At 46.9% G+C, this 12,217-nt stretch carries 12 protein-coding genes and 1 pseudogene; 8 read left to right on the top strand and 5 right to left on the bottom strand.

The window, feature by feature from the left end; genetic code table 11:
• Positions 1-24: 24 nt before the first annotated feature.
• Both QUB25_RS21395 and QUB25_RS21390 read right to left on the bottom strand, forming a co-directional pair.
• Positions 25-234, bottom strand: a pseudogene (locus QUB25_RS21395) (YgiT-type zinc finger protein); the annotation flags it as partial.
• A gap of 45 nt (positions 235-279) precedes the next feature.
• Positions 280-504 (bottom strand): hypothetical protein, encoded by a 225-nt coding sequence (locus QUB25_RS21390; RefSeq protein WP_333185827.1) that lies wholly within the window; start codon positions 502-504, stop codon positions 280-282.
• Between the two features lie 27 nt (positions 505-531).
• Between QUB25_RS21390 and QUB25_RS21385 the strand changes: the two genes are divergently transcribed.
• Positions 532-1,302, top strand: coding sequence for a transposase (locus tag QUB25_RS21385; RefSeq protein ID WP_333185824.1), 771 nt, complete (start codon positions 532-534; stop codon positions 1,300-1,302).
• A gap of 91 nt (positions 1,303-1,393) precedes the next feature.
• Here the strand turns inward: QUB25_RS21385 and QUB25_RS21380 are convergent, their stop codons facing one another.
• Positions 1,394-1,909 carry a GUN4 domain-containing protein gene (locus QUB25_RS21380; RefSeq protein WP_333185821.1) on the bottom strand — a complete coding sequence of 172 codons (516 nt, stop codon included), beginning with the start codon at positions 1,907-1,909 and terminating at the stop codon, positions 1,394-1,396.
• Positions 1,910-2,196: 287 nt separating this feature from the next.
• Here QUB25_RS21380 and ispG point away from each other — a divergent pair, with 287 nt between their 5' ends.
• Entirely contained in the window at positions 2,197-3,420 is a 1,224-nt protein-coding gene (gene ispG, locus QUB25_RS21375) for a (E)-4-hydroxy-3-methylbut-2-enyl-diphosphate synthase (RefSeq protein WP_333185818.1), read from the top strand.
• Between the two features lie 264 nt (positions 3,421-3,684).
• Positions 3,685-5,040 carry a carboxyl-terminal processing protease CtpC gene (gene ctpC, locus QUB25_RS21370; protein WP_333185816.1) on the top strand — a complete coding sequence of 452 codons (1,356 nt, stop codon included), beginning with the start codon at positions 3,685-3,687 and terminating at the stop codon, positions 5,038-5,040.
• Positions 5,041-5,356: 316 nt separating this feature from the next.
• Here the strand turns inward: ctpC and QUB25_RS21365 are convergent, their stop codons facing one another.
• Positions 5,357-5,563 (bottom strand): DDE transposase family protein, encoded by a 207-nt coding sequence (locus QUB25_RS21365; protein ID WP_190733905.1) that lies wholly within the window; start codon positions 5,561-5,563, stop codon positions 5,357-5,359.
• Between the two features lie 301 nt (positions 5,564-5,864).
• Between QUB25_RS21365 and QUB25_RS21360 the strand changes: the two genes are divergently transcribed.
• A complete protein-coding gene (locus QUB25_RS21360; RefSeq protein WP_333185813.1) occupies positions 5,865-8,510 on the top strand; it encodes a heavy metal translocating P-type ATPase in 2,646 nt (881 codons plus the stop codon).
• 197 nt (positions 8,511-8,707) lie between these two features.
• Here QUB25_RS21360 and QUB25_RS21355 read toward each other — a convergent pair whose 3' ends face one another.
• Complete coding sequence (locus QUB25_RS21355) at positions 8,708-9,055, bottom strand: hypothetical protein (protein WP_333185810.1); 348 nt, start codon at positions 9,053-9,055, stop codon at positions 8,708-8,710.
• Positions 9,056-9,160: 105 nt separating this feature from the next.
• Here QUB25_RS21355 and tmk point away from each other — a divergent pair, with 105 nt between their 5' ends.
• From tmk to QUB25_RS21335, 4 genes are all read left to right on the top strand, one after another.
• Entirely contained in the window at positions 9,161-9,829 is a 669-nt protein-coding gene (tmk, locus tag QUB25_RS21350; RefSeq protein WP_333185808.1) for a dTMP kinase, read from the top strand.
• Between the two features lie 278 nt (positions 9,830-10,107).
• Positions 10,108-11,070, top strand: coding sequence for a DNA polymerase III subunit delta' (locus QUB25_RS21345; protein ID WP_333185805.1), 963 nt, complete (start codon positions 10,108-10,110; stop codon positions 11,068-11,070).
• 27 nt (positions 11,071-11,097) lie between these two features.
• Complete coding sequence (gene msrA / locus QUB25_RS21340; protein WP_445251976.1) at positions 11,098-11,583, top strand: peptide-methionine (S)-S-oxide reductase MsrA; 486 nt, start codon at positions 11,098-11,100, stop codon at positions 11,581-11,583.
• 533 nt (positions 11,584-12,116) lie between these two features.
• Positions 12,117-12,217, top strand: a 101-nt coding sequence (locus tag QUB25_RS21335) for an IS630 transposase-related protein (protein WP_333185941.1), incomplete at its 3' end; no start/stop codon positions are given.

Here is a 12,217-nt window from a genome sequence, read left to right as displayed (position 1 = left end):
TTAAACAAATTATCCCCGTCTAACTTATCCTACTCGAAAAGATTGCCCCATCGCTTGAAATTCTTGAGTCTCTTCTCGCTGTAGCTGCTGTCTAATTTTGGCAAATTTCCTAACTGTTTCCACAGAGTACAACCGTTCTCCACAGCTTAGGCAAACTTCAGCGGATACTTTTAATATAGCAGTCTGCTTGCCACCTCCTAAAAGTTTATCCACTTCTTTTCTAACTATTTCACCGCCGCAACTTGGGAATTTTCATACAGATATCATTGTTAATTTATCCTAGGCAAATACGGCTTCTACGGCTTTCGGCAATTCTATCGGCACGAAATATGCGACTGGATACAAATAATCTTCGCCGGATTCATCAATAACTCGGATAAATTGATGTTCCCCAGCGTGATTATCCGGTATTATTTGGTAGATTTTTCGCACTTCCAATGATGCTTGATAATCTTGATTGTTAATGCAAACTACAAATTGTGTTTCTAAGTTAAACTTCAACATATTTGCATAAAGTAGTCTGTTCAGACAATGCCTCGCCAACCTCGTCAACTCCAGCCCCAATACTCCTACCACGTTACTACTCGCTGCAATAACCGCGAGTTTCGCTTAACTCGCTCCGAATGCCGCCAAGTTTTCCTCTATGCTATCAAGAAAGCTCAAAACAAATACAGTTTTAAACTCTATGCTCTCTGCATTATGAGCAATCACGTTCATTATCTCCTAGAACCAACACTACCGGGAGATTTACCTAAAATTATGCACTGGTTAAATTGGTACACTGCTATGTGTTTTAACCGGATGCTCAACCGTACAGGACATTTCTGGGAAAAACGCTATCACAGTACAGGTTTTGCTAATACTGACAAGCGTAGAGCTTTAAATACTTTGCGCTACATTCATGCTAATCCGAAAGCGGCCGGAATGCAGCAAGGATTTTTTTATGATTTCAGCAATTATGGCATTCACGACAGGCTTAGTGATGATGGGATTACTCAATGGCATCCGGCGTTTTTGGCTTTGGGTAAAACTTTAGATGAATGTGCCGCAGCCTACCGCAAATTTTGCAAGAAGTATCGCCCAAAACCGAAACCTGAGTCAAAAAATCATTGGGGAAGTCGTTTGTTAGTGGGGTTGAAAGTTAAGGGAAAGTCGAAAAAGGCTTCACCGGGACAGATGAGTTTGCCTTGGGGAGAGTGGGAGGCGGAAGACCCAGAAATTTTGGCGGTGGCAGAAAAATTTATCTTCGCTAATTGTTACAACCCACAAGTTGCTGGTAGCATTTTAGCCGAGTCCGGTTAGCAGTGCCAGGTATCGGAAACGTAGAACTGGCGTGGTTTCATGGTTTTTGCCTTTGTAATAAATCTTTATGAAAACCTGAAACGCTTAGATGTTAAACTCTACAAGTCTCGAGGCGCTGCCTTAATTCTTTGAAACTGTACTCCTCTATGTAGTATGTTGGGAGGTGTCCCCCCAGGATGTGTTCCGGAGGTGTTCCATCCTCGATCTCTGAGGTGACGACCCAACTAGGATGCCACCAAACCCAACCAATTATACAGCCGAACTCCTCGAAAATTTCTCGCTCCTTATCCCATCGATGCCTCCACCGACTTTCATAGATGCGTTTCTGCACCGAAAAGCCGAAACGTCCGTTACTGTATTTTACCCAAAGTTGGTCAATAGTTCGTAAGTCTTCACAGGGCAATCGATCGAGATATGGACCCCCCGCTGCTTCCCGCATTTTTATTTCCGTTTCCCGATTCGCCTCTTTCCATTTTCGAGTTGCCAGTAAATCGCGCAACTTAGTGTAGTCTACTCCCCGCTCAGATTTGAGGGGAACATCCGGCTCAATTTGAGGCGACTCGCCCGGAATATCGCTGCTCACAATCCTAATCGTTTCATCTGGCATAACTGCTGAAAACTCCAAAGTATTTATATAATTTTGTCATATTCTAACTTATATTCTAACGAGAAATTGCAGCCAAAATCTTCATTAACCTATCTTCGCGTTCCCGGTGATGCCTGCGTAACACGACGAACCCAACAGACATCATGTGAGTGGGAGGTAGGCGAGCATTTTTATCCCAATTCCTAAATCCCAAAACCTCTTTGTCCAAACAGACGCTTTCTATGGCAACCTGAAAAATAGGAAACAGAATTTTATAGAGCTTGGTAACAGAACACTAGCAATCACTTATGCAAACTCTACCAAATCCAACTAAAAGCGCATCTAGCCAACCCATCTTCGACACCACCATCAAACGCCGCAAAACCCGACCAGTCAAAGTCGGTAGCGTCACCATCGGCGGCGGCAACCCCGTCGTCGTACAGTCGATGATTAACGAAGACACCCTCGACATCGACGGTTCAGTCGCAGGAATTCGGCGCTTGCACGAGATTGGCTGCGAAATCGTCCGCGTCACCGTGCCCAGCATGGCCCACGCCAAAGCATTAGCCGAAATCAAGCAAAAACTGCACGCCACCTACCAACCCGTGCCCCTCGTGGCCGATGTCCACCACAACGGCATGAAAATTGCCCTGGAAGTGGCCAAACACGTAGACAAAGTGAGAATCAATCCCGGACTTTACGTGTTCGAGAAGCCGAAAGCCGACAGAAGCGAATACACCGACAGCGAATTCGCCGAAATTGGCGAAAAAATCCGCGAAACCCTGGAACCTCTGGTGATTTCCCTGCGCGACCAAGGCAAAGCTTTGCGAATCGGCGTCAATCACGGTTCCCTCGCCGAACGGATGCTGTTTACCTACGGCGACACCCCCGAAGGCATGGTAGAATCCGCCCTGGAATTCATCAAAATTTGCGAATCCCTAGACTTCCGAAATATCGTAATTTCCCTGAAAGCCTCCCGCGCGCCGGTGATGGTTGCTGCTTACCGCTTGATGGTGCACCGGATGGACGAACTCGGCATGGATTACCCGCTGCATTTGGGCGTCACGGAAGCAGGAGACGGCGAATACGGCCGCATCAAATCCACCGCAGGCCTGGCACCTTTGTTAGCTGACGGCATCGGCGACACCATCCGCGTCTCGCTGACAGAGGCCCCTGAAAAGGAGATTCCCGTTTGCTACAGCATTCTGCAAGCCTTGGGACTGCGGAAAACGATGGTTGAGTATGTCGCTTGTCCTTCCTGCGGTCGCACTTTGTTTAATTTAGAAGAAGTGTTACACAAAGTGAGAGAGGCGACGAAGCATCTCACGGGTTTGGATATAGCAGTAATGGGCTGTATTGTCAATGGGCCAGGAGAAATGGCTGATGCTGATTACGGCTACGTCGGGAAGCAACCTGGTTATATCTCCCTGTACCGGGGCCGGGAAGAAATTAAAAAAGTGCCGGAAGACCGAGGTGTACAAGAATTGATTGATTTGATTAAATCGGACGATCGCTGGGTTGAACCAGAGTAGGCTTTGCTGGATTTAGTTTTGAAGTTTGGGGGCGGGCAAGATGCCCACCCCACAAGAGTTTTTTGTGGCACAGGCATCTTGCCTGTGGCGGGCAAGATGCCCACCCCACAAGAGTTTTTTGTGGCACAGGCATCTTGCCTGTGGCGAAAGGGAACAAAACTCGGCAAAGTGGAATAATATATGTACGCCAAACGCGAGCCGGCCTTGCCTGTGTTAGATTGAGCGTAATTATTCTGAACTCTTTTCCTCCCGCGCGTCAGACAAATGGTTATAACAAAACGAGGGCTTGTTCTAAGTGCAGCAGCAGTGGTACTCACTGCTGTAACTCTTGCGAACACTGGTTGCAGTTCTAAATCTCTGGCTTCTTTTCGGGGAAGCCCTAAAGAGTTGGTTGATGAAGTTTGGCAAATTATTGACAAAAGTTATGTAGATGGCACTTTTAACCAGGTTGACTGGAAAGCGGTGCGGAATGAATATTTGAACCGGACTTATACCAGCGACGAGGAAGCTTACAAAGCAATTCGGGAAATGCTGAAGAAGCTGGACGATCCTTATACGCGGTTTATGGACCCTCAAGAGTTCAGAAATATGCAGGTTGACACTTCTGGGGAACTGACAGGAGTTGGGATTCAGTTGACTCAAGATGAGGAAACCAAAAAGTTGGTGGTCATTTCGCCGATCGAAGATACCCCTGCTTTTACTGCTGGTATTCTGGCAAAAGATATCATTACTAAGATTGACGGCAAGAGCACAGAAGGCATGGATACGAATCAAGCGGTAAGTTTGATTCGCGGCCAGGTGGATACTGAGGTGACGCTAACTATTTTGCGGGGAAGCAAGGAATTAGAATTTAAGCTGAAACGCGCTAAAATAGAAATTCATCCCGTGCGGAAGTCGGTGCAGAAAACTCCGATCGGAGAAGTCGGCTATATTCGCTTAAATCAGTTCAGTGCGAATGCTGCATCGGAAATGCGAACGGCAATTAAGGATTTGGAACAGAAAAAGGTAACGGGCTATATTTTAGACTTGCGTTCCAATCCCGGCGGGTTGCTGTACGGAAGTATTGAAATTGCTCGGATGTGGCTCAAAGAAGGTACGATCGTCTCGACGGTCGATCGAGTCGGTGAGGCCGATAAACAAACGGCAAATAAGGGAGAACTCACAGACAAACCGTTAGTTGTACTGGTAGACGGCGGTTCAGCAAGTGCTAGCGAGATTCTATCCGGTGCTTTGCAAGACAACAAACGCGCGGTTTTGGTGGGAACAAAGACGTTTGGTAAAGGTTTAGTTCAGTCAGTACGCGGCGTGGGAAATGGTGCCGGTTTGGCGGTGACAATTGCCAAGTATTTTACTCCCAAGGGCACTGATATCAACAAGGCCGGGATTGAACCGGATTTTAAGGTAGAACTCACCGAGGCTCAAAAACAGGAATTGAGGCGCGATCGCGATAAAATCGCTACAACGGCAGATCCGCAGTACGCAAAAGCTATGGAAGTTTTGGCACAGCAAGTTACTGGTAAAACAGGGAACAATAAGGCGGAGTCGAAACCGAATGCAGCGCCCCCTAAACCGAATGCGGCGCAGGCAAAACCGAGTGCAGCACCTTCTAAATCTAAGTAGAAAACCTGTGTAAGGTTCCAGTTTAAAAAAAGCATTCGGGGGAAGATTTACGGCTAAAAGCCAAGATTTTAAACTCGAATGCTTCGCTGTTTTTGGCAATTCGTCCGGTGCAACCGAAATTTATATAATTCATCTGCGTTAATCTGTGTTTATCTGCCCTCATCTGCGGTTAAAAGAAGAGAATGTAAACCGCAGATGACAATGGATTGACGCAGATTCACGCAGATGTCGAGAAGAAATATCGGAAGAATTCGGCTGCTAACAGATTTGATATCACGTTAGCTTTCGCGATGCGGAGGAAAGTAATAGTAATTCGTCATTGCGGCTGGCATTTGCCGGCGCGAATTAATCCGATGCGGCGGGCAATGGCATCTTCGGCAGAATCGTAAGGACCCCACTTTTCAATAATACTGGGGTTTTGTTCTTCAAGTTGCGCGATCCTCTGCGAGGGCTCCGCCAACGGCAAAATTTCGCAATTCCCCGCAGGACGTTTGACAATATAAAATTTTGGTGTTTCTGTCATAGCTAAATTCGTCAAATAAAAGCTTGATACTAACTAGGCAATTGGCTCATTATATCAAATAGGGAAACGGCAATGCCGTGTCCCAAGTGTGTCTTAGCATTAAACTCGCCGTCCAACAGTAGTTGAAACCCCTCCCGGACTGCGGATTTAACCGCCTGCAACTAATAAGAATTAAAAAAAACTAACACTTTCGGAAGATGCCACAAAATTTATCTATGATAAAAATATAGACATTTGTCTAAACAGTTCATTAAACCATTTCACAAGCACCGAAATATTCTAATCAATACCAACCAAAACCATGCAATTTTTGCCCAAAACAATCCCCGAAATTCAACCAGAAATCATATCAGTTAAAGAATCACCGCCAGAACTTGTTACTTTCGATGTCGGCGGTATGAAATGTGCCGGCTGCGCGAAAGCTGTGGAACGCCAACTCATGCAGTATTCAGGCGTAATTTCAGCTTGCGTTAACTTGGCCGTAGAAGTCGCAACGGTTGAGTGTCAACCGGGGACGGTCGATGCAGAGGCTTTAGCGAAAAAGTTGACTGATAATGGATTTCCCTCTCAGTCTCGTTCAGGTGAAAATCAGTGGGAAGCAGAAGCGACAACAATTGAACGGCGGCGACAAGAAATTCGACAGCAAATCAAGCAATTGACGATCGCCCTTATCCTAATTATTTTATCCGGTTTAGGTCACGTACTCGGCACAAAAGCCCCAATTCTCAGCAATATTTGGTTTCACTGGGGACTCGCCACCCTAGCTTTGCTGCTACCGGGTCGCCCGATTATCGTTGACGGGTGCCGCAGTTTGTGGCGAAATGCACCCAACATGAATACTTTGGTAGCTTTAGGCGCTGTCACAGCTTACACGGCTAGCAACGCGGCCCTGCTGTTTCCACTCATGGGATGGGAGTGCTTTTTTGACGAACCGGTGATGCTGCTGGGCTTTATTTTGTTGGGCAAAACTCTCGAACAGCAAGCCAGACGCCGCGCTGCATCAGCTTTGCAAGCTTTAATCGCATTGCAACCGGCGAAAGCCCGCTTAGTTGATTTTAAACTTTCGAGTTTAGATTTGCGATCGCAAGAATTGCCTTTAAACTCGACATCAGAGGTCTACGATCCACAATACATTGAAATTCCTGCCGATCGCGTCCGAGTCGGAGAATGGCTGCAAGTTTTGCCCGGGGAAAAAATACCGGTAGACGGCGAAATTTGCGAAGGCCAAACAACAATAGATGAGTCGATGCTGACTGGCGAATCGATGCCGGTTTTGAAGCAACCAGGAGATACAGTTGCCGCCGGAACTATCAACAAATCCGGGGCAGTTGTGATGCGCGCAACTCGCACTGGTAAGGAAACAACTGTAGCTCAAATGGTGGCTTTGGTGCAGGCCGCCCAAACTCGCAAAGCGCCGATTCAAAATTTAGCTGATACTGTCGCGGGATATTTTGTCTATGGGGTAATGGCGATATCGGTTTTAACTTTCCTATTTTGGTATTTTGCCGGCACTCATATTTGGCCTTCTGTGCTTTTAGGACACGATATGGGGCATGGGGCCTCGGGCATGGGGCATGGGGCATGGGGCATGGGAAATCAATTACCAATTACCGATTACCAATTACCAATTACTCATTACCAATCGCCTTTGCTGTTAAGTTTGAAATTGGCGATCGCAGTTTTAGTCATCGCTTGTCCTTGCGCTTTGGGACTGGCTACCCCAACTGCAATTTTAGTCGGTTCTGGCATCGGGGCGGAGCGCGGACTTTTAATTCGCGGTGGTGATGTTTTAGAACGGGTGCATCAATTAGATACGGTAGTTTTTGACAAGACTGGCACTCTGACAACCGGAAATCTCACACTCACAGATTATTTGCCGGTTTTCCAGAATTCGGAGTGGGATTTGAACTCAGATATTAATGTTGGAAACAAACAAGATGTTTGTTCCACAATTGAGGGAGTTTCTGGCAACAGGCAAGATGCCTGTTCCACAATTGAGGGAGTTTCTGGCAACAGGCAAGATGCCTGTTCCACAATTGATGGGGCTTCTGGCAACAGGCAAGATGCCTGTTCCACAATTGACTCAAAACTGCTGCAAATTGCGGCGGCGGTGGAAAGGGGCGCTTGTCATCCCATCGCCGCAGCGATTTTGCTGGAAGCTCAACAACAAGGTTTGCCGCTGCTAGCTGCTGAGGATTTCTGCACGGAACCGGGATTCGGGGTTTCTGCTTTGGTGGAGGGCCGACGGGTGTTCGCGGGGAATGCTGAGTGGATGAAGCAGCAGGGTGTTGCTGTGGCGACGGAATTGTCGGGGTCTTTGCAAGGCAAAACGGCGGTTTACGTGGCTTCTGGGGGCGTTTTGCTGGGGGTAATCGGGCTAAAAGATACTCTGAGGCCGGATGCTAAGGCTGCGGTGGAACGTTTGCGGGGCATGGGATTGCGGGTGATGATGCTGACGGGGGATACGGCGTCTGCGGCGGCGGCGACGGCGCAGCAGCTAGATTTGACGGCGGCTGATGTTTTGGCAGAGGTGCGGCCGGAGGGGAAGGCGAGGGCGATCGCGGCTTTGCAAGCCCAAGGCTGTAAAGTGGCTGTGGTGGGGGATGGCATCAATGACGCCCCGGCTTTGGCTCAAGCTGATGTCGGTATCGGTTTGCACTGCGGTACTGATGTCGCAGTTGAGACAGCTCAAATTGTGCTGATGCGAAATGCTTTGATGGATGTTGTTGAGTCGATCGAGCTGGGGCGCGCTACTTTTAATAAGATTCGCCAAAATTTATTTTGGGCTTTTGGTTACAATACTCTGGGAATTCCCGTGGCAGCGGGTATCTTGCTGCCTGCAACCGGAATTCTACTCAGTCCTGCGGCGGCCGGAGCATTTATGGCCTTTAGTTCTGTTAGCGTGGTTACAAATTCTTTGCTGCTGCGACGCGGATTTCGAGCTTAAATTTAGGAATTGCAGATAAAAGTCGGAGGTCATCGGTCATTAGCTAGAAACTAATGACTAATGACCTCATCCCAAGAGGGATACAAGCCCCCCACACCATGAGTCGAGACCAAAGAAGTTTCGACGTTAATTCGAGGCCCCAGATTTATCTGTGGAGTCACTCTAAAATCTACAATGTACAATCAACTGACTGATGGCTAGAGTGCCATACTTTCCAAGAGTCGCCAATTATTGTTGTTCATAATTGAACGACTCACTAGCTCGAACATTTGACGACAGTGGTTGTTGGTTTGCAGGGGCAGTTCCTCGTTTTTAATCACGAAGTTCATGCGAACCTCTGAGTCGGTAGCCGTGTTTTTCTCAATTAAGACTTCTGCGGTGACAAGTTTGGCAAGGGAAACTTGACCGGGAAGCTCGCGAGCCATTACGGAGTCTCCTGTATTGTAGATAATATCAAGATTGCAGGACTCTAAAATTTCAATCAGGGACTGACGGAGACGGTCGATGGGAACGGCAACGATAAAAAAACCAGTATAGCGAGCCATAAAAAACTCCAGCCGTGAGGCATTGAGACTTTATTATCATACCGAACCTAGAACAGATGCACAGAACAATATGAATTTATTTTATTCAGGTGGAAAGTTAGGGCAATGAAAGGCAAACTTATTGTGTTTGAGGGAGTGGAAGGTGCCGGTAAAACTACGCAAATGCAGCGCTTGATACAGTTCCTGCAAGCAAGTTGCTTTCTGACAGTCCGCTTGGTGGCTACTCGCGAACCGGGGGGTACTGAGCTGGGAAGGGGACTGCGACATCTGCTGCTGAAACAAGATGGGGGCGAATCTGTATCCGATCGAGCAGAATTACTCATGTACGCTGCCGATCGCGCTCAACACGTCGAAACTTTTCTCAAACCCGAGTTATCCAAGGGAACGATTGTTTTATGCGATCGCTTTACTGACTCTACGATTGCTTATCAGGGCTACGGCCGCGGTCTTAAGCTTAATTTAATTAAGCAGTTGAATGACATTGCCACCGGAGGCTTGGAAAGCGATCTGACTTTGTGGCTGGATATTAATGTGGAAGCGGGTTTGGCGAGGGTAAGGACCCGGGGAGGGTGCGATCGGATCGAGCAAGCTGATTTGAAGTTTCACCGCCTTGTGCAGCAAGGTTTTGCGGAGTTAGCCCAGGAAAATAAATCTCGAATTGTCCGGATAAATGCCGATCGCCCTGAATATGAAGTCGCTCAGGAAATTCAAACTATTGTAACTAGCAGGTTAGAAGCTTGGGGATATTTAAATAATACCAATTCTGAAAAGTAAGCTTACATAGATAGCCAGAAACCGGGTTTTTTACGAAATATTTGCTAAAAATCCTCAAGTTCGAGGAAAAACCCGGTTTTTTCGTTGTAACTAACTCACCATAGGGTAGCTATCAGGGCAAAATTCTTGAATAGGTAGTCATTACATTCAGCGCCCCTGACGCACCCTACAATAACTTCCTTCTGTCAACTGAATACTGTCAACTGTCAACCCTTCGACTGCGCTCTTCGGGCAAGCTGTCAACTGTCAACTGTCAACTGTCAACTGTCAACTGTCACATGAATTATTTCACCTCATTAATCGGACAAGAGCAAGCAGTAGAATTGCTAACACAAGCAGTCGAGCGCAACCGAATTGCTCCGGGTTATTTATTTGTCGGCTCTAACGGCATAGGCAAAAGTTTAGCCGCTCAGTCTTTCATCGAGCTTTTATTCTCAGCCAATCTTGCCGAAACCCGATTAATAGCCTCCGTGCAAACTCGCGTGCGGCAGCGGAATCATCCAGACTTACTCTGGGTAGAACCAACTTACATGAACCAAGGCAAACGGCTGTCGCCAAAGGAAGCAGAGGAAGCCGGTTTAAAGCGGAAAGCACCGCCACAAATTCGCTTAGAACAAGTTCGAGAAATCGGTGAATTTCTCAGCAGACCGCCGCTAGAAGCTGCGCGTTCAGTCGTAGTTTTGGAACAAGCAGAAACAATGGGTGAGGGAGCCGCTAACGGCTTGTTGAAAACATTAGAAGAACCGGGAAAAGCAGCGCTCGTTTTAATTGCTCCGACTGTGGAAGCTTTGCTGCCGACTTTAATTTCCCGCTGTCAAAAAATCCAGTTTTCTCGGCTGAATCCCCAAGCAATGGCACAAGTTTTGCAGCAAGCGGGATTCGCGGAGATTTTAGATCATCCCGAGGTAATGGGGATGGCTCAAGGAAGTCCTGGGGAGGCAATTTCTATTTGGCAGCAACTGCAATCAATACCCGAGGATTTGCTGCAAAAGGTGAAGCAGTTGCCTCAAAACCTGCGGTCTGCTTTGGAATTGGCCAAGGAAATTGATAAAACTTTAGATACTGAATCTCAGTTGTGGTTAATCGATTATTTACAACACTGTTACTGGCAGCAATTTTTGGCAGGGGAAATTAGTCGATCGCCCTTAGAACCCTTGGAGAAAGCACGACAATATTTGCTAAACTACGTACAGCCGCGATTGGTTTGGGAATGCACACTAATGGGAATATGTCAAGCATAATTTAGTGCCGATTTTGAGCGCAATACGATGAGTAACACAATGGAAAAAGCCACATTTGCCGCCGGTTGTTTTTGGGGAGTTGAACACAAGTTTCGCGCCGTTGCGGGTGTCGTCTCGACTGCTGCGGGCTACACAGGAGGTCACTGGCCGAATCCCTGCTACCTAGATGTTTGCGCCAGAGTCACCGGTCACGCTGAAGCCGTGCTCGTAGAGTACGATCGATCGCAGGTGAGTTACGAAGCACTGCTAGATGTATTCTGGAACTGTCACGATCCCACCCAAATCAATCGCCAAGGCCCTGACAGAGGCGAACAGTACAGGTCGGTAATTTTTTATCACAATTCCGAACAAGAAAAAGCAGCTCGCCTCTCCCAACAAAAATTGCAAACTTCCGGTAAATACGACAAAGACATTGCCACCGAAATCAAACCTGCTGGTGAATTTTATATGGCAGAGGATTACCACCAGCAATATATTGAGAAGAAGCGGCTTTCGTCAAAAGTCATTAGTTAAAAAGTAGGCATACGCAACCAAAAATAAAATATTTTAGGGGCTGGTAAGCTAATGATCTATACTAGCCACCACTTTATTATTAATCCAAAGCTCTGCCTCCCCCAAGCCATGTTTATTTCCACCTACTTAGTAATAAATCATTAGTGATGAGATAGTGTTTGGTAGGGGTAATCCCCCCGTGGTAGGTCGATGCGATGGGGATGCGGCACCAATCTCAGCTTTGACAATTGCCAAAAGAATATAGATGCGGGGCGGAGAATGCCAGTCTGAAGAAGATCGATCGCGTTTTAAATAGCTCGTTACGCAAGTCATAAGATTATAAAAATGCTGTATTAGTTGGGCGCGTAAGACCCAAACAATTTTGCAAGAAAGCCTAACTGAAGATTGGGCATTTCAGTTTCAATTCTCTTGAGTAATCCCAGTTTTTGCGTCTCGGACTGTAGTCATTAGTCAGCAATTATAGTCATTTCAAATAAATGTGAGACAGAGGTAAGATCATGATAAAATCGATAAAAGTAGTTAATTAGAAAAAAATGGCTTACAGTCTAGACTATCGGCAAAAAGTAGTCAATTATGTGGAAAATGGAGGGAGTATAACGAAAGCTGCCGCCATATTTAAGGTAGGAAGAGCAAC

It is taken from the genome of Microcoleus sp. B3-D7, assembly GCF_036705305.1.
Lineage (GTDB): Bacteria > Cyanobacteriota > Cyanobacteriia > Cyanobacteriales > Microcoleaceae > Microcoleus.
Note: the sequence above shows the minus strand (reverse complement) of the source record. Positions and strands in the feature narration are given on the sequence as shown.

What these genes read in the sequence shown, in the direction of transcription:
- QUB25_RS21390 (WP_333185827.1), bottom strand. Translation starts at nt 504, where the DNA reads ATGTTGAAGTTTAACTTAGAAACACAATTTGTAGTTTGCATTAACAAT.
- QUB25_RS21385 (WP_333185824.1), top strand. Translation starts at nt 532, where the DNA reads ATGCCTCGCCAACCTCGTCAACTCCAGCCCCAATACTCCTACCACGTT.
- QUB25_RS21380 (WP_333185821.1), bottom strand. Translation starts at nt 1,909, where the DNA reads ATGCCAGATGAAACGATTAGGATTGTGAGCAGCGATATTCCGGGCGAG.
- ispG (WP_333185818.1), top strand. Translation starts at nt 2,197, where the DNA reads ATGCAAACTCTACCAAATCCAACTAAAAGCGCATCTAGCCAACCCATC.
- ctpC (WP_333185816.1), top strand. Translation starts at nt 3,685, where the DNA reads ATGGTTATAACAAAACGAGGGCTTGTTCTAAGTGCAGCAGCAGTGGTA.
- QUB25_RS21365 (WP_190733905.1), bottom strand. Translation starts at nt 5,563, where the DNA reads ATGACAGAAACACCAAAATTTTATATTGTCAAACGTCCTGCGGGGAAT.
- QUB25_RS21360 (WP_333185813.1), top strand. Translation starts at nt 5,865, where the DNA reads ATGCAATTTTTGCCCAAAACAATCCCCGAAATTCAACCAGAAATCATA.
- QUB25_RS21355 (WP_333185810.1), bottom strand. Translation starts at nt 9,055, where the DNA reads ATGGCTCGCTATACTGGTTTTTTTATCGTTGCCGTTCCCATCGACCGT.
- tmk (WP_333185808.1), top strand. Translation starts at nt 9,161, where the DNA reads ATGAAAGGCAAACTTATTGTGTTTGAGGGAGTGGAAGGTGCCGGTAAA.
- QUB25_RS21345 (WP_333185805.1), top strand. Translation starts at nt 10,108, where the DNA reads ATGAATTATTTCACCTCATTAATCGGACAAGAGCAAGCAGTAGAATTG.
- msrA (WP_445251976.1), top strand. Translation starts at nt 11,098, where the DNA reads ATGAGTAACACAATGGAAAAAGCCACATTTGCCGCCGGTTGTTTTTGG.